The sequence below is a fragment of the Bradyrhizobium sp. ORS 86 genome (genome assembly GCF_045571475.1).
Taxonomy (GTDB): Bacteria; Pseudomonadota; Alphaproteobacteria; order Rhizobiales; family Xanthobacteraceae; genus Bradyrhizobium.
In genome coordinates, this window is record NZ_CP120699.1 from 4,165,327 (window position 1) to 4,186,380 (window position 21,054).

Below are 21,054 nucleotides of genomic sequence, written 5' to 3' on the forward strand. Positions count from 1 at the left end.
GCGACCTGAAGGTCACCTCGAGAGCCATCTTGAAGGTCTATGGTGCGCGCCGAAGCGCTGCATCATACGCCTCGATCGTCGCCTTCGCCCTGATCGCAATGTCTGCGGCCGTCATGCCCGGCTTGTAGAGACTGCTTCCGAGACCGAAGGCGCGGATACCGGCCTTCACGTAGTCGGCAAAATTCTGGTCGGAGACGCCGCCGACCGCGGCGATCACCAGGTTCGATGGCAGCACCGCGCGGATCGCCGTGATGCCGGCGGCCCCGAGCACGCTCGCTGGAAAGAATTTCAAGCTCGACGCACCCGCTCTTGCTGCCAGCAGCGCCTCGGTCGGCGAGAACACGCCGGGCATGGTGACCATTGCGTGCTTGCCGGCGCGCGCCAGCACCTCGACATCGACGTTCGGAGACACCAGCAGCCGGCCGCCGACATCATGGAGACGATCGACCTCGGCGGCCGTCAATACGGTGCCCGCGCCGATCAGGACACCGGCCGGCGCCCGCTTCACGGCGGTCTCGATCGAGCGGAACGGCTCCGGCGAATTCAACGGGATCTCGATCGCCGTCATGCCGGCTTCGATCAACGCGCTCACGATACCATCGGTCTCGTCCGGCTTGATGCCGCGCAGGATCGCGACCAGCGGTCGTTTCATCGGCGGAAACGGGATACTCATTGCATTGTCCTTCAGGTCTTCCACATGGCCGCAGCAGCCCTGGACAGACCGCGACGAACCGCCTCTTCCGCATCGACCAAACGAAGCGGAATCGAAAGTTTTTCGAGCGCCGATTGATAGAGCCGCTGCAGGCGCCCCGACGCGATCAGCGTCACCGGCGTTTCCGGCCGACGCTTGGCGAGCCCGGCCGCCAGCTCGAGGCCGATCAATGTCCCCGAGATCGTCTCGCGCGCCGCCGAGGCGCTGCCGCCGAACAGAAGCTGGCGCGATCGCACCCGGAACAGCAGATTGGCCGCGAGCGCCGGCGCGTTGAAGGCGTCGGCCACCGCCGTCCCGAACGCATCGCCGTCCACAGCCTCGTCGGCGCCGTTGACGGCGTGCGACAGGATCGTCTCGCGCGCCACCGCGCCGAACAACTCTCCGGTCATGAATGTCGCGAAGCGTTCGACGGTCCCGCCGCGCACATGGACCCATTTGGAATGGGTTCCGGGCATGCACACGATCTCCTCGCCGGCCGCGTCGCAGCCGAGCGCACCGAGCAGTTGGGTCTCCTCGCCGCGCATCACGTCCGGCGCCGCAGCATCGCGCTGCGCGATCCCCGGCAGGATGCGGATGTCGCGCGCCTGCCCGCCGACCACGACAGCGCGATCGAGGACATCGGAAAGATGCGCGGGCGTATCGATGTAGCCGGCCTCGACCCAGCCCTGCCGCGCGCCGGCCATGCCGCAGATCACGACCGGCAGACCGGCCGCCGCGCCAACCGCATCGAGATGCGATTGCAGCACCGACGCAAAGCCTGGCTTCGCCGCGGCCAACATGCCCTGCTCGCTGCGGCGCTCGTCCAGGACATGGCCGGAGCGATCCATCAGCCACAGCCGGAAACTGCTGGTGCCCCAATCGACGGCGACATATGCGGCACGATTCATTTCAGCGCAATTCCGAAGGTTTGCCGGGACGGATTCGAGGGCGATGGTTAGCACGAAGGTACGTGGCGCGAGAGTCCTGCGCTCGGCCTCGACGGGCAACTCACATTTGCTTCACACGATTTGACCAATGTCCAGCCCTCGTGGCAAAAATATTTCGGTTTATCGGAAAGACAATCCGGTGTATGAAGAGCCCGTCTCACCCGCTTGAGGGGCGCTTCGCGATCGTCACGAGTGCTGGGTCGAGATGCGGTGGACGCCGAGCGTGTGACTGACGAGCGCATGCAAGGTGGACGGCGAAGTCGTGCAGGCCTGACGCCCTAGTGGCAGGTGTCCTGTTGCAAGACGCAATTGCGTCTTGCAACAGCGGTGACAACCAAGCCCAGTCTCGCCGGGGCGAGCACGTATAAGCCGTAACCCATCGCGCAGGGAAAGCCGGGATTGCTCCGGTTACACCTGTGGTCCTACCCCCGAGCTTTCTACCATTGCTCGGGGCCCATGGGTGCGATCGGCACCCGGCTTTCCCTGCGCCCTCGGTCCAAGAGAGGGCGAAACGAAGTGCAAAACTCGGGCGAGACGCGCCGCGGGAACGTAGCAGCTTGCCGCTGTCTGACATGTGAATCGGATCGCCGCGGCGCGCTCAACTACCGTGCGCCCCTTAGCGTACAGGACGTTGTGCAGGTGGTGACATTGCCATGGTCACATTTGATGCAGGCGTTGACGCACTGCTCCATGACCTTGGGATTGTACTGGCTGTAGAGATTGGCCGCGCAGGCGTTGGTCGATCCTGTGACCTCCGGATCAGACCAGCAACCGGACAGGCAAAGTGCTGCGGCACCCACAATGGCGACCTTGAGCATAAGGCCTCCTGCCACGTTCCATGCGGTAACCTTTACCGGTTAGGTTAAATTCCGGTTTCAATTGCGGCCTTATCCGGAAGCAGTATTGCTTATCCACCGGACAAATCCCCAAGGTCCGGGGCCCACACCGGCAAAGCCGTCAGGTGCTTTCGCTTGACGGCTTTGTTGTCCGGCAATGCGAGGATAGCAACAGGATGGCTCGAAAGCCGCGCTGGTCATTCAAGGAAGACCGCCGCCTCATGGAATTGGCGCGCGCCTCCAAGTCGCTCGAGGAGGTCGCCAAAGTCACCGGGCGTTCACCGGAGCGAATCAAAAAGATGGCGATGCGGCTCGGGCTATCGATCAAGCCGCGAGCCGCCAAGAAGTAGCCGCGATGATGCGTTGCCTGCCCGGCGGACCGCTTACAGTCCAGGAGGGGGCAATTTAGAGTCCCGGAGGGGGGCAATCCTCCTTCGCCCGCACCTGCAACGCCTTATTTCCGGCCTGGGCCGTGCGCGTGCAACTGGTGAACACGAAGGCGACCCGGCTGCATTGCCAGTGCGGTCCGAGCGCCGCCGTGGAGACCGGTTCGGGTGACGGCAGGCCGGACGACACCAGCGCCGCCAAAGCAGTACATGTTACGACCGCGGCGGCCAGCACCGCGCCCTTTCGGGACCACAGCATAGAGATCATCGCTTTGGTTCCTGTCGATCCCGGGCATCTTGAACTGGTGCACCCGACTCCCCTGTGATCGGGATCACAATCCAGGCCGGCTATTTCGGGTTAGTCCGGCCGTACCAGTTGGGGTGGATACTGCACTGCCGCAAGAAGCGTCAGCGCGCCGGCTCGATCACATTGCAGTTGGTCCGGCCGGCCATCACGCAGTCCTGTATCTTGCTCGCCGACGTCAGGGCATGGGCGAGCCAGAGCCCGACGGCGAGCATCACGGCCGCCACCAGCAATCCCACCAGCGCACCGCGGCGGCCGCCACCGTCGTCCGGATCACCCATGATTGCTTCGGTTCCAGGTCATGCCAGGCACATCATGACGGCTTTGCCCGCTAGCGTGCGATCAAATCTGCAACACTCGCACAGCTAAAATTCACGCACTGGGTGTCGACGCCGCAATTCCGTTGCGCGCAGCAGCACCTTGCGAAAAACTGCATCCTCGATGGAGCGCGTGTACGGGGCGTTCCAATGAGCGAGCCGGAAACCACCTACGACTTTTATCGCTACAGGCAATTGCTGTCTGAGGCCGTCGACGAAACCAGCCGGCTGCGGCTGATCGAGTTGCTGATCAGGGAAAAGGCTCGTGACAGGCTGGAGGCCCAGCGCATGTCGGACCGGGTCGCGATGACCGCCGAAACGGTCGCCAAGGTTCTGGGCACCAGCGGTCGCCGCGGGCATGTCGAGCGGGATTAGCAGTTTCGGCGCAGCGTGGTGACCAATCACTCACCGGTGCCGATCGTTTGCCTGACGCCTGCATGAGGATGGTCGTTTCGGAACGCTGATTGCCATTGTTTTCGGCTCAGTTGCTGCCCGCTCATATCTCCCCTGCTTTGCCGCCCTCCTTCGACGCTGGCATTTTCGCTGGCGTTCACTTATTGAGGCGCCGGACTGAATCCCCCAAATCCATCACCGAACAGAAAGCAGCAAGGCTTCCTCTATGAGTGGCTTCAAGGAACCGGGTTTTGCCGACCGCCAGAAAGCGGCCCAGCAGGCGCGGCAGAACATCCTCGAAAAATTTCGCACCCGGCCGGGGCCCGACGATCCGGCCGTGAAGGCGCGAGCCGAGGAGCGTGCGGCGATCGCCGAACGCCGCGCCAAGGTCAAGGAAGCCCGCGAAGCCGAGAAGGCCGAACAGAAGCGCCGCGAGGAAGAGGCCGCCGCAGCCGAAGCCGCTCGGATCGCGCGGGAAAAGGAAGAGGAAGCCGCCCGGCAGGAAGCTCTCCTCGCCGAACAAAAGGCCAAGCGCGACGCCCGCTACGCTGCGCGCAAGGAACGCGGCAAGAAGAAGCGGTAGCGCGCAACAGGCCCGCCTCTGGTGGCGGGCCTGACCACGATGGTGTGACGGCAGCGATCAGTTCTTCTTCATGCCGTCGTCTTTCTTCATCATCCCGCCTTCCTTCTTCATGGCGTCGTCCTTCTTCATCATGCCGCCTTCCTTCTTCATGTGATCCTTGGACATCGTGTCCTCTTTCTTCATCGCGTCGTCCTTGCCCATCTTGTCCTGAGCGAACGCGGCAGGCGCGAGCGCGAGGCTGAGCGAGAGGATCGCGGCCGAGAGGCCGATGCAGGTCTTGGTGGTCATGATGGTCATCCCTTGTGTGAAGCGACTGTGAAAGCGACGACTGCCGCTCCCTGCTCGACGCACCCGGGCCACCAAACGTTACCCCGATAACAAACTCTTGAACCGAGGTGCCGCTCCGATGTGCATCACCCGCGCAGGTTGAACCGTACCGCTGCGTCGTCGCGCCGCACTGTGCACCGCAACAAATGTGAGCGCTTGCCGCCCCGCATGCGGTCGCATTATCAGGACGCCTCGAACTATCAGACTAGAGAAGATTCGCCCGAAGACCGGCTATGGTGCCTTGCCAGCCAGTCAAGAAGCTCACCTGGGGGAGACACCATGCTCACACGCCGTCACGTCCTTGCATCCGCCCTCGCTGCTCCGGCCATCCTGCGGATGGGCATGGGGACCGCGCATGCTGCGACCACGCTGAAGATCTCGCACCAGTTTCCGGGCGGCACCATCGACAAGGGCGACTTCCGCGACCGGCTGTGCCGGATGTTCGCGGCGGAGGTGGCGAAGCGTTCAGGCGGCGAGATCGCGGCCGAGGTTTATCCGAACTCGTCGTTGATCAAGACCAACGCGCAGTTCTCGGCGATGCGCAAGGGGGCACTGGATATCAGCCTCTATCCGATGCCCTATGCGGGCGGCGAGCTGCCGGAGACCAATATCGGCCTAATGCCTGGACTGGTCACGACCTACGACCAGGGGCTGCGCTGGAAGAAGGAGCCGGTCGGCAAGGCATTGACCGACTTCCTCGCCGACAAGGGCATCCTGCTGCTAACGTGGGTCTGGCAGGCCGGCGGCGTAGCCAGCCGCTCGAAGCCAATCGTGGCGCCGGAAGACGCCAAGGGCATGAAGGTGCGCGGCGGTTCGCGCGAGATGGACATGGTGCTGCAGACCGCCGGTGCCGCCGTGCTGTCGGTGCCCTCCAACGAAATCTACGCGGCGATGCAGACCGGCGCCTGCGATGCCGGCATCACCTCCTCCACAAGCCTGATCTCGTTCCGCCTCGAAGAGGTCGCGAAATCGCTGACCTCGGGCGCCGGCGCCTCCTACTGGTTCATGCTGGAGCCGCTGATGATGTCGAAGGCGATCTTCGACAAGCTGCCGAAGAACCAGCAGGACATCATCCTCGCCGTCGGCGCGGAGCTCGAAGCCTTCGGCCGCAAGGGCGCGCAGGACGACGACGCCGAGGTCGCCAAGGTCTATGAGAAGGCCGGCGCCAAGGTCAGCGCACTCGATGCGGCCACCGTTGGCAAGTGGCGCGACATCGCGCGCGATACCGCCTGGAAGGATTACGGAGCCAAGACGGCGACGGCAGCCAACCTCCTGAAGCTCGCAAGCGACGTCGCCGCATGATGCATGGTCCGATCGCGGATCAACCGGAAGCCGCGCAAATCGCCACAGGCACCTCGCCGATGGCTTTTCTCGAGCGTGCGCTTGGTATCTGCAACAACATCATCGTGGTGTTCGCCGCGATCGCCCTGATCGCGGCCTGCGTCATCCTGAGCTACAGCGTGCTCGGGCGTGCGCTCTTCCACATGGCCAACTACTGGCAGGACGAGGCCGCGGTGTTCCTCCTGGTCGGCGCTACCTTCATGACCTCGGCCTATGTGCAGAGCCAGCGCGGCCACGTCAGCATCGAGGCGTTTGTCGGCCTGCTCTCGAAGCGAGCGAACAGCGTCCGGCTCTGGCTGGTGGATCTCGCAAGTTTCGCGTTCTGCACCTTCTTCGCCTGGAAGTCCTGGACCCTGGCGCACGAGGCCTATGTCGACGGCCAGGTGTCGAACTCGATGTGGTCGCCGCCGCTCGCGATCCCCTATGGGCTGATGGCGCTGGGCATGACGTTGCTCTGCGTGCAGCTTCTGCTCCAGATCCTGATTCCGCTGACCGGTGGCGGCCGTCGATGACCGTATTTGGAATTGGCATCTCCTACGGGCTTGCCACCCTGTTTGCGATGTTCTCGGGCATGCCCATCGCCTTCGCATTGGGCGCCGTTGCCGTCGTGTTCATGGCGGTCTACATGCCGGCGGCCTCGCTCGATACCGTGACGCAGAATGTCTACGAGGAAATGGCCTCGATCACGTTGCTGTCGATCCCGCTGTTCATCCTGAAGGGCGCGGCGATCGGCAAATCCCGCGCCGGCCAGGACCTCTACTCGGCACTGCATGCCTGGCTGCATCGCATCCCTGGCGGCCTCGGCGTCGCCAATGTGTTCGCCTGCGCGCTGTTCGCGGCAATGGCCGGCTCCTCGCCTGCCACCTGCTCGGCGATCGGTTCGGCCGGCATCCCGGAGATGCGCAAGCGCGGCTATTCCGGCGGCTTTGCCGCGGGCATCATCGCCGCCGGCGGCACGCTCGGCATCCTGCTGCCGCCCTCGATCACGATGATCCTGTTCGCGGTCGCTGCCGAGAAATCACTGGGCCGCCTGTTTCTCGCCGGCATTGGTCCGGGCCTGCTGCTGGTGACGCTGTTCGGCCTCTACGCGGTGTTCCGCTTCCGGAAGGAATATGCCGCCGCCCGCGCCGCCTATGACGCAACCGGCACGGACGCCGCGATTCTGCAACGCGACGAGTTCACCATGGCCGAGCGCTTCAGCGCGCTCCCGCGCGTGCTCCCGTTCGTGCTGCTCTTGACCGGCGTGATGATCGCGCTCTATGGCGGCTATGCGACCCCGTCGGAAACGGCCGGGCTCGGCGGCCTCTTGGCGCTCGCGCTGATCGGGGTGATCTACAGCGTGTGGCGGCCGGGCGACCTGTCGCCGATCCTGAAATCGACGATCCGCGAATCCACCATGCTGATGCTGATCATCGGCATGTCGCTGCTTTATTCCTACGTGATGAGCTACCTGCACATCTCGCAGTCGGCAGCGGAGTCGATCGTGGCTATGCATCTGCCGCGCTGGGAGCTGTTGTTCGCGATCTTGGTGATGGTGATCGTGCTCGGCTTCTTCCTGCCGCCGGTCTCGATCATCCTGATGACCGCGCCGATCATCCTGCCGCCGCTCCGCGCCGCCCATTTCGACATCATCTGGTTCGGCGTTGTCATGACCATCGTGATGGAGATGGGCCTGATCCACCCACCGGTCGGCCTGAACATCTTCGTCATCCGCAACGTGGCGCCCGACATCTCCTTGAGCGAGGTGATATGGGGCACCTTGCCATTTGTGCTGTTGATGATGTTCGCGGTGCTGTTGCTCTGCGTCTTTCCGGAGATCTCCACTTGGCTGCCGAACCTCGTGATGGGGCCGGAAGGAGGCGGATAGAACCTCTGTAGGATGGGTAGAGCAGCGAAACCTATCGCTTTCGTGGGTTTCGCTACGCTCTACCCACGCTACGAAGCGCGCTTCCTCTTCGCATTGAGCGCGGAGGCGACACGGCTCACCGGTGGCCGTCCGAGGAGCTTAGCGACGTCGTTCGTCGCAAGCAGCAGCTTCTCCATGTCGACGCCGGTTCTGATCCCCATGCCCTCCAGCATGTAAACGACGTCCTCGGTCGCAACATTCCCGGTTGCGCCCGGGGCATAGGGACAGCCGCCGAGACCGCCGGCTGCGGAATCGATGACGCGGACGCCCTCCTCCATGCCCGCATAGAGGTTGGTCAGCGCCTGGCCATAGGTGTCGTGGAAGTGCATCGCGAGGTTGGCCGTGGGAACGCTAGCGCCGACGGCACGTATCAGCTCACGCGCCTTGACCGGCGTGCCGACGCCGATGGTGTCGCCGAGCGAGATCTCGTAGCAGCCGAGGTCGAACAGCGTCTTCGCGACATCGACCACCGCCTGCGGCTTCACCTCCCCGTCGAAGGGGCAACCGAGGACGCAGGAGATGTAACCGCGCACCCTGACGCCGTCGGCCTTGGCGCGCGCCAGCACCGGCTTGAACCGCTCGATCGATTCCGCAACCGTGCAATTGATATTGGCGCGAGAGAAGTCCTCGGAGGCGGACGCGAACACGGAGACCACTTCGGCGCCCGCCGCGCGGGCTGCGTCATACCCCTTCTCGTTCGGCACCAGTACGTGGAATTCGCCCTTGAGGTGGCTGACACCGCGTAGCACATCGGCGGACCCCATCATCTGCGGAACCGCCTTTGGCGAGACGAATGCGCCGACCTCGACGGTCGGCAGTCCCGCATCGATCAGGCGCCTGACGAACGCGATACGATCCGCGACGCTGACCGGCGTCTTCTCGTTCTGGAGGCCGTCGCGCGGCCCCATCTCGATAATGCTGACATGATCGCTCATGACTCTGCCGCCGCCTCAACTTCGGCGAGTTCGACGCCTTCGCCGACGATGTCGCCGACCTTGCATTTGAGCTTCTTCAGCACGCCGGCGTAGGGCGCGCGCAAGGTCTGCTCCATCTTCATCACCTCCAGCGTCAGGATCGGCGCGCCCTTTTCGAGCGCCGTGCCCTCCTCGGCAAGCAGCGCCACCACGGTGCCCGGCAAGGGCGCGACGATCTTGTCCTCGCCGACGTGCTCCTCGCTCTCGCCACCGAACGGATCGATCCAGTGCAAATCGAATCGGCCGTTGCGGGTGCGCAGGTACAGCTCGTGCCCGTCGATCACCGACGCCACGCGCGACTTCACGCCATTCAGCGTCAGGTCGAAGCCGCGGTCATCCCGAGACGAAATGGTGAAGGTCAGTTCACGCCCGCCGACGGCCAGCGTCGAAGGCCCGCGTCCATAGTGCAGCGTGATCGTCTGCGCCGGCTCATGGCCCTGCCGGAACGAGAAGACCCGCTGGCGGTGGCCGACCGGCATCCAGCCGAAGGTCTGCCACGGCGAGCCCGCCTCACTCGCGGCGGCCTTCTGCTCCTCGTTCACGATCGCCGCCACCGCCGCGCACAGCTCGAATTCGCCGGCGGCACCTTTTTCGGCGGTCAGGGGCTTCAGCTCGCGCTCGATGAATCCGGTATCGATGGTGTTGGCGCGCGTCGCCGGATGGGTGACCAGCGCCGAGAGGAACGGGATGTTGGTGACGATGCCGCGGATGTCGGTCTCTTCCAGCCCGCGATTGAGCTTTTCGATCGCGGCCTGCCGCGTCGGAGCCCAGGCGATCACCTTGGCGAGCATGGCGTCATAGTACGGCGAGACGCTGTCGCCGCTGCGATAACCGGCGTCGATGCGCAGGCCGTCGCCTTCCGGCGGCGTCCGCCAGGTCTTGATGCGGCCGACCGACGGCATGAAGTTCTTCTGTGGGTTCTCGGCGTAGACGCGCGCCTCGATGGCGTGGCCGTTGAGCCTGATCTCATCCTGCTTCAGCGGCAGCGCCTCGCCGAACGCGACACGCAATTGCCATTCGACCAGATCGACGCCGGTGATCAGCTCCGTGACGGGATGCTCGACCTGCAGGCGGGTGTTCATCTCGATGAAGAACACGTCCTTGCCGTCGGAGACGAACTCGATCGTACCGGCACCGACATAGTCGACCGCACCGGCCGCCTTGCGCGCGGCGTCGCAGACAGTCTCGCGCTGCGCGGCGTTCAAGGTCGGCGACGGCGCCTCCTCGATCACCTTCTGGTGCCGCCGCTGCAGCGTGCATTCACGCTCCCACAGCGAGAGCAGATTGCCATGGCTGTCGCCGATGATCTGCACCTCGATATGGCGCGGGTTCTGCACGTATTTCTCGATCAGCATGCGGTCGTCGCCGAACGCCGCCTTGGCCTCGCGCTTGGCGCTGACGATCGCACCCGACAGCTCGGCCGCCGAATTGACCACACGCATGCCGCGGCCGCCGCCGCCGGCGGAGGCCTTGACGAGAACGGGAAAGCCGATCCGGTTGGCAGCGTCCGCTAGCGTCGCCTCGTCCTGGGCCTCGCCGTGATAGCCGGGCACCAGCGGCACGCCGGCCTTCTCCATCAGCGCCTTGGAGCCTGACTTCGAGCCCATCGCCGTCATCATCTCGGCGGTCGGGCCAACGAACACCAGGCCGGCCTCGAGGCAGGCCTGGGCGAACTCGGCGTTCTCCGAGAGGAAGCCGTAGCCTGGGTGCACCGCCTCCGCGCCGGTCTCGCGCGCGGCCGCGATCACCCGTTCGATGTTGAGATAGCTGTCGCGGGCCCGCGCAGGCCCCAGCAGCACAGCCTCGTCGGCCAGCGCGACGTGCATCGCATCGCGGTCGGCTTCCGAGTAGACGGCAACCGTCCGCAGTCCCATGGCGCGCGCGGAGCGGATGACACGGCAGGCGATCTCGCCACGGTTGGCGATCAGAAGCGTGCGAAAGCGCCGGTAGAGTCTTGAGCGGTCCATGGTCACATCCTGAACAGGCCAAACTTCGTCGGCTCGATCGGCGCGTTGGCCGCAGCCGACAGCCCGAGCCCAAGCACTAGCCGGGTATCGGCGGGATCGATCACACCGTCGTCCCAGAGCCGCGCGGTGGCGTAGTAGGGATTGCCCTGGCTCTCATACTGGGCGCGAATGGGAGCGCGGAATTTCTCTTCCTCCTCCGCCGACCAGGCCTCGCCCTTGGCCTCGATATTGTCGCGGCGAACCTGGCTCAGCACCATCGAGGCCTGCTCGCCGCCCATCACGGAGATGCGCGCATTGGGCCAGAGCCAGAGGAAGCGGGGGCTGTAGGCGCGGCCGCACATGCCGTAATTGCCGGCCCCATAGGAGCCGCCGATCACGACGGTGAATTTCGGCACGCCGGCGGTCGCAACCGCGGTCACCAGCTTGGCGCCGTCGCGGGCGATTCCGCCGGCCTCGTACTTCTTGCCGACCATGAAGCCGGTGATGTTCTGCAGGAACACCAGCGGAATGCCGCGCTGGCAGCACAGCTCGATGAAATGCGCGCCCTTCAGTGAGCTTTCGCTGAACAGGATGCCGTTGTTGGCGATGATCCCGACCGGATGGCCCCAGATGTGCGCAAAGCCGCAGATCAGCGTAGCGCCGTAGAGCCGCTTGAACTCGTCGAACTCCGAGCCGTCGACGATCCGTGCGATGATGTCGTGCACGTCGAACGGCTTGCGGCCGTCGGCAGATACAACGCCGTAGATTTCCTCGGCCGGATACAGCGGCTCCTGGGGAGCGCGCATGTTGAGCGGCGCCTTCGATGGCTGCTTCAGCGTACCGACGATACGCCGGGCGATCCCGATCGCATGGGCATCGTTCTGCGCGTAGTGATCGGTCACGCCGGAGTGCCGCGAATGAACATCGGCGCCACCAAGTTCCTCGGCCGTGACGATCTCGCCGGTCGCAGCCTTCACCAGCGGCGGACCGCCGAGGAAGATCGTGCCCTGGTTGCGCACGATGATGCTCTCGTCCGACATCGCCGGCACGTAAGCGCCGCCCGCGGTGCAGGAGCCCATCACGATGGCGATCTGCGGAATGCCCTGCGCAGACATCTGGGCCTGATTGTAGAAGATGCGCCCGAAATGCCGCTCGTCGGGAAAGATCTCATCCTGTAGCGGCAGGAACGCACCGCCGGAATCCACCATGTAGACGCAAGGCAGGTTGTTCTGCCGCGCGATGTCCTGGGCGCGGAGATGCTTCTTCACCGTCATCGGGTAGTAGGTGCCGCCCTTGATGGTGGCGTCGTTGGCGACGATGATGCATTCGCGCCCCGAAATGCGTCCGATGCCGGTGACGATGCTCGCCGAGTGCACATCGCCGCCATAAAGGTCGTTAGCGGCGAGCGGCGATAGCTCCAGGAATGCGGTGCCGGGATCAATCAGAAGATCGACGCGATCGCGTGCGAGCATCTTGCCGCGCGAGGTGTGGCGCTTGCGCGAAGTCTCGCCCCCGCCGCCGGCGACTTGAGCGAGCTTGTCGCGGAGCTCCGCGACCAGGCCGCGCATCACCTCGGCGTTACGGGCAAATTCTTGGGATGTCGGATCGATCGTCGAATGAAGCAGCATATGCGTTGCAGGCCTCGTTGGTGATACCGTCAGGACTTGCGCAAACTAGATCATCGCGCCGGGCGGCTAGATAGGCGGTCCCGCGGAAGCCTCGCGTCACCTCGCCCCGCTTGCTGGGAGAGGTCGGATCGCGTCGACAGATGCGATCCGGGTGAGGGGGAGCCTCCGCGAACTCATCTGTCACCGCCGACGCGGTTCCAGCCCCTCACCCCTGCCCTCTCCCCGCGAAGAGCGGGGAGAGGGAGAGAAAGCTACGCCGTCTTGGTGAACAGCTCACGGCCGATCAGCATGCGACGGATCTCGCTGGTGCCGGCGCCGATCTCGTACAGCTTGGCGTCGCGCAGCAGGCGGCCGGTCGGATAGTCGTTGATGTAGCCGTTGCCGCCCAGGAGCTGGATCGCATCCAGCGCGCATTGGGTGGCCTTCTCGGCGGCGTAGAGGATCGCGCCGGCGGCGTCCTCGCGTGTGGTCTCGCCGCGGTCGCAGGCCTTGGCCACCGCATAGACATAGGCGCGCGAGGCGTTCATCGTGGTGTACATGTCGGCGATCTTGCCCTGCACCAACTGGAACGCGCCGATCGGCTCGCCGAACTGCTTGCGCTCGTGAACATAGGGCAGCACCACATCCATGCAGGCCTGCATGATGCCGATCGGGCCAGCCGCCAGCACCGCGCGCTCGTAGTCGAGGCCGGACATCAACACATTGACGCCGCGGCCGACCTCGCTCAGCACGTTCTCCTGCGGCACCTCGCAATCCTCGAACACCAGTTCGCAGGTGTCGGACCCACGCATGCCGAGCTTGTCGAGCTTCTGCGCGGTGGAAAAGCCCTTCATGCCCTTCTCGATGATGAAGGCGGTGATGCCGCGCGGCCCGGCATTCGGATCGGTCTTGGCATAGACCACCAGCGTATCGGCGACAGGGCCGTTGGTGATCCACATCTTGTTGCCGTTCAGCACGAAGCGGTCGCCCTTCTTCTCGGCGCGGGTTTTCATCGAGACCACATCCGAGCCGGCCGACGGTTCCGACATCGCCAGTGAACCAACATGCTCGCCCGATATCAGCTTCGGCAGATATTTGCGCTTCTGCGTGTCGGTGCCGTTGCGGCGGATCTGGTTGACGCAAAGGTTGGAATGGGCGCCATAGGACAAGCCGACCGACGCCGATGCGCGCGAGATCTCCTCCACCGCGACGCAATGTTCGAGATAGCCGAGGCCGGATCCGCCATACTCCTCCTCCACGGTAATGCCGTGCAGACCGAGCGCGCCGAGCTTGGGCCAGAGGTCGCGCGGAAACTGGTTGGAGCGATCGATCTCGGCCGCCCGCGGCGCGATCTCGTTGGTGGCGAAATCATGTACCGTCTCGCGGATCGCATCTGCGGTCTCGCCAAGGTCGAAATTGAACACTGCCGCCTGGTTCGAGGCCATGATCCCTCCCTTAGAGATTCATCCTGCAATTAAACGAGCATACGTTTTTTTATTGGCATCGCAAGTCGCTGTGTTATGCTCAGCAAGCGACATCCGCAGTGCATTGAATTTGCTCGGATTTCGTGTGATAAACATACGGTCGTTCGCTTGTTTCTGGTCCTTCGCAGCAAGCCAACACCCCATCCGAGACGCCTAATGGCACGCACGATCGGCTCACACGGCCCCAAGACGCTGGAGGCGATCCGCAAGGCTGGCGTGCGCCTGATCTATGAGCACGGCTATGAGGCAATGAGCCTGCGCCAGCTCGCCAGCGAGGTCGGCATCCAGGCCGGCTCGCTCTACAATCATATCAGCACCAAGCAGGATCTGCTGTTCAACCTGGTGCAGGACCACATCAACGATCTGCTGCGCCAACTCGATCATGCGCTCGCGGGAAAGGCCGATCCAGTCGAAAAGCTGCGTGCCTTCGTCGCGTTCCACGTCACCTACCACATGACGCGGAAGCGTGAGACCTTCATCGCCAATTCCGAGCTGCGCAGTCTGGAGCCGAAGAACTATGAGACCATTGTAGCGCTGCGCGGCGCCTACGAGCAGCGGCTGGCTCAGATCCTCACCGACGGCGTGTCCGAAGGCGTTTTCGAGGTCGTCGACGTCCAGGTCGCGACCTTTGCGATCCTGGCACTGCTGACCGGGCCGTGCACCTGGTATCGCCCCGGAGGCCGGTTGACGAAGGAGGCGATCGTCGCGGCCCACGAGAAGCTGGTGCTGTCAGGCGTCCGCGCAGCGTTGACTGAGGTCGGCGAAGCGCGGCAGAGCAGCGCGGGTTTCCGCAGTGCCGTGGCGGGTGAGCGCCCGTGACGGAACGCCAACCGTTCGACGACATCGACCTCAGGATCCTGTCCGAACTGCAAAATGACGGCCGGATCAGGATCAATGACCTCGCGGCCCGGGTCGGCATCACCGCCCCACCCTGCCTGCGCCGGGTCAGGGCGCTGCGCAGCAGCGGTGTGATCCGGGCCGTCCGCGCCACGCTCAACGAGCGGATTCTGGGCTATGAGGTAACGACCTTCGTCCTGATCCAGCTCGAGAGCCAGACCCTTTCGGCGATCGAGGCGTTCGAGGGCGCCGTGGCGGCGGTGCCGCGCTTTCTGCAGTGCTGGCGGATCTCGGGCGACGCCGATTTCATGCTCAAATGCGTCGCACCTGATGTCGACGACATGCGCCAGCAGCTCCTGCAGTTCGCAAGCCTGCCGAACGTGCGCAAGATCAGGAGCTTTCCGGTGCTCGGCGTCTCGAAGGACGCGCCGCTACCGATCCCCGGCAGCCCGGCCGCTCCAGGCTCGGCGACCTAATCGCCCCTAGTGGGTCCAGGGCTCCCAGCGGCGGAACGCAAAATTGTCGGCATAGGCAATCTGGCGCGGCGCCGACGCCTGCGGCTCGATCACCTGATAGGCGATGCCCTTGCGCTCGCAATAGGCGATAGCTTCTTCCTTGGTCTCGAACCGGAGCGAGAGCTGCTGCTTCATGTCGGTCGACGAGGTCCAGCCCATCAGCGGCTCCACGGTGCGCGGCTGCTCCGGCTCGTAGTCCAGTTGCCAATCCTTGGTCTTGGCACGTCCCGATTGCATCGCGTTTTTGGCGGGCTTAAAAATGCGTGCGGTCATGGATGGTCGGGCCTCGTGGGTATGCGACATCAAGCGATTGGAGGAAATCGCCGGGATAGTATACTGACACCGTTCAGCGATGTGATCGGTGATTCCTCGTCCCGGGTATTACCTTCGCCGGACCGGTATAGTCATTCTACCGCGCTGTGACAATCTGGGCCTCGGGGCTTTCCGCGGCCAGCAGCGCGGCCTTCTCGGAAGCATCACCTCGAAGAAGCGCCCCATGGAAATCCACGCGACCCTGCCCGAAAAAGGACGTGACCTCCGGCTCGACCTATTCCGCGGAATCGCGAACTGGGCGATCTATCTCGATCACATCCCCGACAACGTCGTGAACTGGATCACGACGCGGAACTACGGGTTCAGCGACGCCGCCGACCTGTTCGTTTTCATCTCCGGCTATACCGCATCCTTCGTCTACGCCCGCATGATGCTGGAACGCGGGTTCATCGTCGGCGCCACGCGGCTGACCAAGCGCGTCTGGCAACTCTATGTCGCTCACATCATCCTGTTCGTGATCTATATCGCCTCGATCAGCTACCTTGCGCTGCGCTTCGGCGATTCCGAAATGATCAACGAATTCAACGTCGCGGGTCTCGTCGACAACGCGACCGAGACGCTGCGGCAGGGCCTGTTCCTCAAGTTCAAGCCGGTCAACCTCGACGTCCTGCCGCTTTATATCGTGCTGATGGGACTATTCCCGCCGGTGCTGTGGTTCATGTTGCGGCAGCCGAACTGGACCATGCTGGCCTCGCTGGTGCTGTGGCTGGTGTCGCGGCACATGGGCTGGAACTTGCCGGCCTATCCGGCTGGGACCTGGTACTTCAATCCGTTCTGCTGGCAGGTGCTGTTCGTGTTCGGGTCATGGTGCGCGCTCGGCGGCGCGCGGCGCAACATGCACATCATCAATTCGCGCTACACCCTCTGGTTCTGTGTCGCCTATTTGATCTTTGCGTTGATCATGACCATGGCCGGACGCTTCCCGGAATTCGGCGCGATGTTCCCGGACTGGCTCTATTCGGCCTTCAATCCGAACGACAAGACCAACCTCGCGCCCTATCGCTTCCTGCACTTCGCCGTGATCGTGGTGCTGGTGATCCGCTTCGTGCCGAAGGACTGGGCGGCGCTGGAGTGGAAGGTGTTCGATCCGCTGATCGTGTGCGGCCAGCAATCGCTCGCCGTCTTTTGTGTCGGCGTGTTTCTGTCCTTCGTCGGCCATTTCGAACTGTCGATGAGCTCCGGCTCGCTGTTCGCCCAGATCTTCGTCAGCATTTCCGGAATCGCGATCATGACGATCGTGGCCTACTACATCTCTTGGTCGAAGCGGCAGGACAAGCCTGTCAAACCGCCGGCGCCCGCCAAGTCGCCCGTGTCATCAGCCCAGGCGGGCTAACCATCGTTCCCCTCGCCTGTCCGGCGACCACCCGGCTGGCCGCTCCGCCACCTGCCTTTTGATGAGAACGCGTCCCAGGTAGCGGTCCAGCGATATTCGGCGGCCGGCGCTTCCGCAATCCGGTCGGGACGTCGCGACCCCTCCAGGGCAAATGTGGCCCCCTGCGGATCGAGGCAACGCACGATCCAGCTCCCGTCCGGCAGTTCGAGCGGTCCCTCATAAACCCGTCCGCCGCCGGCCTTGACCCGCGCGATGGCGGCGTCGACGTCGTCAACGTTGAAATAGTAGAGCCAGAACGCGATCGGCTCGAGCGGTCGCTTGTTGAAGATTCCGCCGATGGTCGGCCCACCGGCCGAGAACAACTGATAGGGCTCGGCGGCGGGGACGCCGCTTTCGACTTGCTGCCAGCCAAAGACCTCGCTGTAAAAGCCGAACGCCTTTCGCCAGTCGGCTGCGAGCAACTCGTGCCAGCCGACACGACCGGGCGCATCGAGCCCTTCGACCGAGAGCGAAGCAACCGTCGATCCACTGACCAATCCAAACGTCGCGCGTTGCGGATCGGCGACGATCGAGACGCGGCCGATATTGGTGCTGGTCGGCGGCACATAGATGGCCCCGCCAAGATCCTGAATGCGACGGACCGTCAGCTCGATATCATCGACACTGACATACCCAACCCAGCGCGGTGTCGCGCCCTGCCGCCTGCCCTCCTCAGGCAGCTCCATCAGCCCGCCCCGAGGAAGCTCGCCAATTAGAAACAATTTGTAAGGAAGCCCAGGTGTGGACGCGTCTTTCGCCTCCCAGCCGAGGACGCTGCCGTAAAAGCGACTGGCCTCAGCGACGTCGGTGGTCAGTAGCTCGTACCACGCGAAGCCTGCGCCTTCATCCGCCATGCCAACTCCTTGCTTCGAGATCAGGATAATTGCAACGCAGCATGCAACTTCTCGTGTCCTCGATGATTGTGGCTGGGTAACAGCGGCGCTTGATGATCTCGTTCATCAAGATGAACCACTTTGCGAAGATGAACGACAAGATGCGACGCGATGAAGCTCGCGAGTGTGTGTGCGCTGCGCGCCTTGCACGGTGCGACACTGGATTGTAAAATTACACCAGGGCCGAATTCGATAACACGTCAAGAATGGAGGATGCGACTATGCCACGCGCGAAGCAAATCCCCAAGAGTAAGCGTGTGACCAAGACTGCTGTGCCTGCCTTGGGTGCAGCCGGATTGACCTTCTCACTGGTGGGAGGTGCATCCGCATCGGCTGTGCCGGCAGCAGACGTGCCACAAACTCCGAACTACGCGCCACCGCATGCCATCACGCTCGGTGAAGAAGAGATCGCGGACGTCAGCCTCGCGACATTCCACCTGTTCGACAAAGAAGACACCAGCGCCGGTGTTCAGGTCGCGTGGCGCGGATGCGGTGGTTGCCGTGGCTGTCGATGCGGCGGCTGCAGGTGCGGTGGGTGCCGTGGCTGCCGATGCGGCGGTTGCTGGGGATGCGGTGGCGGTTGCTGCCTATCATGGGGCGCGTGCCGCCTTTGCTAGTTTAGACAGCGTTGCGTTGACACATATCGCTCGCCATGGCCGGGTTGGACACACGTCAACCCGGCCAATTCATGTTGTCCCCGCATCGTTGAACGGTGCGGTTCGGATCATCCCGCTCAAGTGTTGAGGTCGGCAGCCTCGCATCTGCAAGATGGCTCGCACGTTGCACAGGAACGCTTCCTTGCCCAGAAAAACCGCTCAGCAGGCGAATAAGGACGTCCTGCAATTCGCACCGAACTTCACAGCCTACGTGCTGCCTCCCGACGTTGTCTGCCTCTACTCGGAAGACCGCAAATTCTTTCTTCATGGCGAGCTTTATTGTGCCCTCGTAGCGGCAATCGGCAAGAACGGGTGCAGCGTTGCCAAGCTCGCCGATAAGCTTGGGCGGACATTTCCGCCTGACAAGATCGACGAGGCCATCAAGCGGCTGATTGAGCGCCGCTATGCCATCATGAAGCCGCCGGTCGTCGTCAACGCCGTCGACGGGCTCTGGGCGAGCCTCGGCCTGCCGGGCGCGGTTGCAGGGCAAAACCTTCAGACTTGCCGGGTGCGGATCGAGACGATCGACGTCAAGGGCGCGGCCGAATTGAGCCAGGCGCTGCGGGACCTGGGCGTTCGCATCGTCAAGACATCACCCGACCTGACCGTGACGCTGGTGAACGACTATCTCGATCGGCGCCTTGCTGAGCGCAACCTCGAGCGCGTCTCCGGAAAGTCCGCGTGGTTGCTGGTGCAGCTTTCCGGCGTGTTTCCGCTTGTCGGCCCGATCTTCAAGCCGGGCGAGACCGCATGCTGGACCTGCCTGTTCGATCGAATGATCCGCAACCGCGAGATCAAGGGATTTCTCGATCGCGGCGCAGTGCCGCCCGTTGCGGTCTCTCCGCTTGCGCAGCACATGGTCGGGCAGAGCGGCGTCCAGTTCGCGGCGATCGAGATCGCCAAGGCGATCGCCAGCGGCTTTCGCACCGACCTGCACAATCACATCATAAGCCTCGACCTGCTGGGCGCGACCATCGCCAGGCACTATGTGGCGGCGCGCCCGCAATGTCCGACATGCGGCAGCAAGCAACTACAGAACCCGCGGCGCGCGGCCCAGCCGGTCGAACTGGGACCGGGCGCCAGGCTAGTCATGACCAGCGGCGGCTACCGCACGGTGTCGTCACGCGCCACGGTGGCGCGGTTCAGGAAGCATGTCAGCCCCCTCACCGGCGTAGTGAAACGGCTGGAGCGGATCGACGTCGATCTGCCGATGAATACCAATTTCTACGCCCAGCATAATTTCTCCGCGCCGGCGCAAAGTCTCGACGAGCTTCGGGCGGGCCTAAGCGGCGGCAGCTTCGGCAAGGGCAGCACCGCCGAACAAGGCGAAGCCAGCGCGCTGATGGAGGCGATCGAGCGCTACTCGGGAATCTTTCAAGGCGACGAGATCCGGGTCCGGAAGCGCTTCACGGACTTTCCTTCGGGCGATGCGATCCGACCCAACGACATCCTGCTCTTCAGCGACGAGCAATACCGCACCCGAGCGCTACCGAACGACCACGATTCACACCACACCCAGCCGGCTCCCGAGCCGTTTGATACGTCGGCGCGGATCGAGTGGTCACCGGTCTGGTCGCTGCGCGACAAGCGGTTCAGACATGTTCCGACAAGCTTGTTGTATTTCTTCTACGACGGTCCAGCGCCCTTTGCCGCCGATTCCAACGGCTGCGCGGCCGGCAATACGCGCGAGGAAGCAATCGTGCAGGGCTTCCTCGAATTGATGGAGCGCGACGCCTACGCGATCTGGTGGTACAACCGATCGCAGCGGGCGGAGGTCGACCTCAACAAGTTCGACGACTCCTATGTCCACGATCTCAAAATCCAGCTCGAGGAATCCGGTCGCCGGCTCTGGGTGCTCGATATCACGAGCGATCTCGGCGTGCCAGCCTATGTCGCGATCGTGCACTGGATGCAGAACGGACAGGAGAACATCGAGTTCGGATCCGGCGCCCACTTCGATCCGCGCATCGCGTTGCTGCGGTCGTTGACGGAGCTGAATCAGTTCCTGTCGATCGGATTGATGGGCGGCGGCAGCGGCGAGAAGCCGAGCCTCGATGGCATCAATCCGCTGCGGCTCGAAGAGTATCCGTTCCTGCTTCCAAGCCCGAACCCAATCGCGCCACCGGCGGTCGCTTCAAACCTGCCGCTCGACAATACGCGGGCGCAGGTCGATGCCTGCGTCAACATCGCCGCGCGCGCGGGTATGGACTTCCTCGTTCTCGACCAGACCCGGCCGGACGTCGAGGTTCCCGTGGTGAGGGTCATCGTTCCCGGCATGCGTCATTTCTATCGCCGCTTCGCGCCGGGACGGCTCTATGATGTGCCCGTCAAGCTCGGTTTGCGCGATCGACCAACGCCGGAAAGCGAATTGACGCCATTCCTCCCGCACACCTGAGGTAATACCGG

At 63.7% G+C, this 21,054-nt stretch carries 22 protein-coding genes; 10 read left to right on the plus strand and 12 right to left on the minus strand.

The window, feature by feature from the left end; translation table 11 throughout:
* Window positions 1-37 precede the first annotated feature (37 nt).
* The 3 genes from P6U25_RS19405 to P6U25_RS19415 all read right to left on the minus strand — a co-directional run bounded on the left by P6U25_RS19405 (window position 38) and on the right by P6U25_RS19415 (window position 2,456).
* Window positions 38-673, minus strand: a complete 636-nt coding sequence (locus P6U25_RS19405) for a 2-dehydro-3-deoxy-6-phosphogalactonate aldolase (RefSeq protein ID WP_407146362.1) — start codon at window positions 671-673, stop codon at window positions 38-40.
* A gap of 11 nt (window positions 674-684) precedes the next feature.
* Entirely contained in the window at window positions 685-1,599 is a 915-nt protein-coding gene (locus tag P6U25_RS19410) for a 2-dehydro-3-deoxygalactonokinase (RefSeq protein ID WP_407146363.1), read from the minus strand.
* Between the two features lie 641 nt (window positions 1,600-2,240).
* Window positions 2,241-2,456 (minus strand): hypothetical protein, encoded by a 216-nt coding sequence (locus P6U25_RS19415; protein ID WP_407146364.1) that lies wholly within the window; start codon window positions 2,454-2,456, stop codon window positions 2,241-2,243.
* A 194-nt stretch (window positions 2,457-2,650) separates the two neighbouring features.
* On the opposite strand from P6U25_RS19415, the gene P6U25_RS19420 reads away from it, so the two are divergent.
* On the plus strand, window positions 2,651-2,824 hold the full coding sequence (locus P6U25_RS19420) for a hypothetical protein (protein ID WP_407146365.1): 174 nt from the start codon (window positions 2,651-2,653) through the stop codon (window positions 2,822-2,824).
* A gap of 55 nt (window positions 2,825-2,879) precedes the next feature.
* On the opposite strand, the gene P6U25_RS19425 is transcribed toward P6U25_RS19420, so the two are convergent.
* Both P6U25_RS19425 and P6U25_RS19430 read right to left on the minus strand, forming a co-directional pair.
* A complete protein-coding gene (locus P6U25_RS19425; protein ID WP_407146366.1) occupies window positions 2,880-3,128 on the minus strand; it encodes a hypothetical protein in 249 nt (82 codons plus the stop codon).
* Window positions 3,129-3,268: 140 nt separating this feature from the next.
* Entirely contained in the window at window positions 3,269-3,445 is a 177-nt protein-coding gene (locus tag P6U25_RS19430; RefSeq protein WP_407146367.1) for a hypothetical protein, read from the minus strand.
* A 186-nt stretch (window positions 3,446-3,631) separates the two neighbouring features.
* Here P6U25_RS19430 and P6U25_RS19435 point away from each other — a divergent pair, with 186 nt between their 5' ends.
* The gene (locus tag P6U25_RS19435) at window positions 3,632-3,856 is read left to right on the plus strand and encodes a hypothetical protein (protein WP_407146368.1); all 225 of its coding nucleotides are present in this window, start codon (window positions 3,632-3,634) and stop codon (window positions 3,854-3,856) included.
* A 244-nt stretch (window positions 3,857-4,100) separates the two neighbouring features.
* Window positions 4,101-4,457, plus strand: coding sequence for a DUF6481 family protein (locus tag P6U25_RS19440; RefSeq protein ID WP_407146369.1), 357 nt, complete (start codon window positions 4,101-4,103; stop codon window positions 4,455-4,457).
* A 57-nt stretch (window positions 4,458-4,514) separates the two neighbouring features.
* On the opposite strand, the gene P6U25_RS19445 is transcribed toward P6U25_RS19440, so the two are convergent.
* The gene (locus P6U25_RS19445; RefSeq protein WP_407146370.1) at window positions 4,515-4,754 is read right to left on the minus strand and encodes a pentapeptide MXKDX repeat protein; all 240 of its coding nucleotides are present in this window, start codon (window positions 4,752-4,754) and stop codon (window positions 4,515-4,517) included.
* A 309-nt stretch (window positions 4,755-5,063) separates the two neighbouring features.
* Here P6U25_RS19445 and dctP point away from each other — a divergent pair, with 309 nt between their 5' ends.
* From dctP to P6U25_RS19460, 3 genes are read left to right on the plus strand one after another with little or no spacing between them, the layout of a single operon-like run.
* Window positions 5,064-6,086, plus strand: coding sequence for a TRAP transporter substrate-binding protein DctP (dctP, locus tag P6U25_RS19450; protein ID WP_407146371.1), 1,023 nt, complete (start codon window positions 5,064-5,066; stop codon window positions 6,084-6,086).
* Complete coding sequence (locus tag P6U25_RS19455; RefSeq protein WP_407146372.1) at window positions 6,083-6,637, plus strand: TRAP transporter small permease; 555 nt, start codon at window positions 6,083-6,085, stop codon at window positions 6,635-6,637. The genes dctP and P6U25_RS19455 overlap by 4 nt, the downstream gene beginning before the upstream one ends.
* A complete protein-coding gene (locus P6U25_RS19460) occupies window positions 6,634-7,992 on the plus strand; it encodes a TRAP transporter large permease (protein ID WP_407146373.1) in 1,359 nt (452 codons plus the stop codon). Before P6U25_RS19455 ends, P6U25_RS19460 begins: the two co-directional genes overlap by 4 nt.
* Window positions 7,993-8,060: 68 nt before the next feature.
* Here the strand turns inward: P6U25_RS19460 and P6U25_RS19465 are convergent, their stop codons facing one another.
* The 4 genes from P6U25_RS19465 to P6U25_RS19480 all read right to left on the minus strand — a co-directional run bounded on the left by P6U25_RS19465 (window position 8,061) and on the right by P6U25_RS19480 (window position 14,003).
* Window positions 8,061-8,966, minus strand: a complete 906-nt coding sequence (locus P6U25_RS19465) for a hydroxymethylglutaryl-CoA lyase (RefSeq protein ID WP_407146374.1) — start codon at window positions 8,964-8,966, stop codon at window positions 8,061-8,063.
* Window positions 8,963-10,972: an acetyl/propionyl/methylcrotonyl-CoA carboxylase subunit alpha gene (locus tag P6U25_RS19470; protein ID WP_407146375.1), complete on the minus strand. Its 2,010-nt coding sequence runs from the start codon at window positions 10,970-10,972 to the stop codon at window positions 8,963-8,965. The genes P6U25_RS19465 and P6U25_RS19470 overlap by 4 nt, the downstream gene beginning before the upstream one ends.
* 2 nt (window positions 10,973-10,974) lie before the next feature.
* Window positions 10,975-12,579, minus strand: coding sequence for a carboxyl transferase domain-containing protein (locus P6U25_RS19475; protein WP_407146376.1), 1,605 nt, complete (start codon window positions 12,577-12,579; stop codon window positions 10,975-10,977).
* 251 nt (window positions 12,580-12,830) lie between these two features.
* A complete protein-coding gene (locus tag P6U25_RS19480; protein ID WP_407146377.1) occupies window positions 12,831-14,003 on the minus strand; it encodes an isovaleryl-CoA dehydrogenase in 1,173 nt (390 codons plus the stop codon).
* Between the two features lie 195 nt (window positions 14,004-14,198).
* Between P6U25_RS19480 and P6U25_RS19485 the strand changes: the two genes are divergently transcribed.
* Window positions 14,199-14,861, plus strand: coding sequence for a TetR/AcrR family transcriptional regulator (locus P6U25_RS19485; RefSeq protein WP_407146378.1), 663 nt, complete (start codon window positions 14,199-14,201; stop codon window positions 14,859-14,861).
* Entirely contained in the window at window positions 14,858-15,355 is a 498-nt protein-coding gene (locus tag P6U25_RS19490; protein WP_407146379.1) for an Lrp/AsnC family transcriptional regulator, read from the plus strand. Before P6U25_RS19485 ends, P6U25_RS19490 begins: the two co-directional genes overlap by 4 nt.
* Before the next feature lie 6 nt (window positions 15,356-15,361).
* Here P6U25_RS19490 and P6U25_RS19495 read toward each other — a convergent pair whose 3' ends face one another.
* The gene (locus tag P6U25_RS19495) at window positions 15,362-15,667 is read right to left on the minus strand and encodes an ETC complex I subunit (protein WP_407146380.1); all 306 of its coding nucleotides are present in this window, start codon (window positions 15,665-15,667) and stop codon (window positions 15,362-15,364) included.
* A gap of 223 nt (window positions 15,668-15,890) precedes the next feature.
* Here P6U25_RS19495 and P6U25_RS19500 point away from each other — a divergent pair, with 223 nt between their 5' ends.
* Window positions 15,891-17,060 carry an OpgC domain-containing protein gene (locus P6U25_RS19500; RefSeq protein ID WP_407146381.1) on the plus strand — a complete coding sequence of 390 codons (1,170 nt, stop codon included), beginning with the start codon at window positions 15,891-15,893 and terminating at the stop codon, window positions 17,058-17,060.
* Here P6U25_RS19500 and P6U25_RS19505 read toward each other — a convergent pair.
* Window positions 17,057-17,953: a VOC family protein gene (locus P6U25_RS19505; RefSeq protein ID WP_407146382.1), complete on the minus strand. Its 897-nt coding sequence runs from the start codon at window positions 17,951-17,953 to the stop codon at window positions 17,057-17,059. The genes P6U25_RS19500 and P6U25_RS19505 overlap by 4 nt on opposite strands.
* Window positions 17,954-18,790: 837 nt before the next feature.
* Here P6U25_RS19505 and P6U25_RS19510 point away from each other — a divergent pair.
* Window positions 18,791-21,043, plus strand: a complete 2,253-nt coding sequence (locus P6U25_RS19510; RefSeq protein ID WP_407146383.1) for a TOMM precursor leader peptide-binding protein — start codon at window positions 18,791-18,793, stop codon at window positions 21,041-21,043.
* Window positions 21,044-21,054 lie beyond the last annotated feature (11 nt).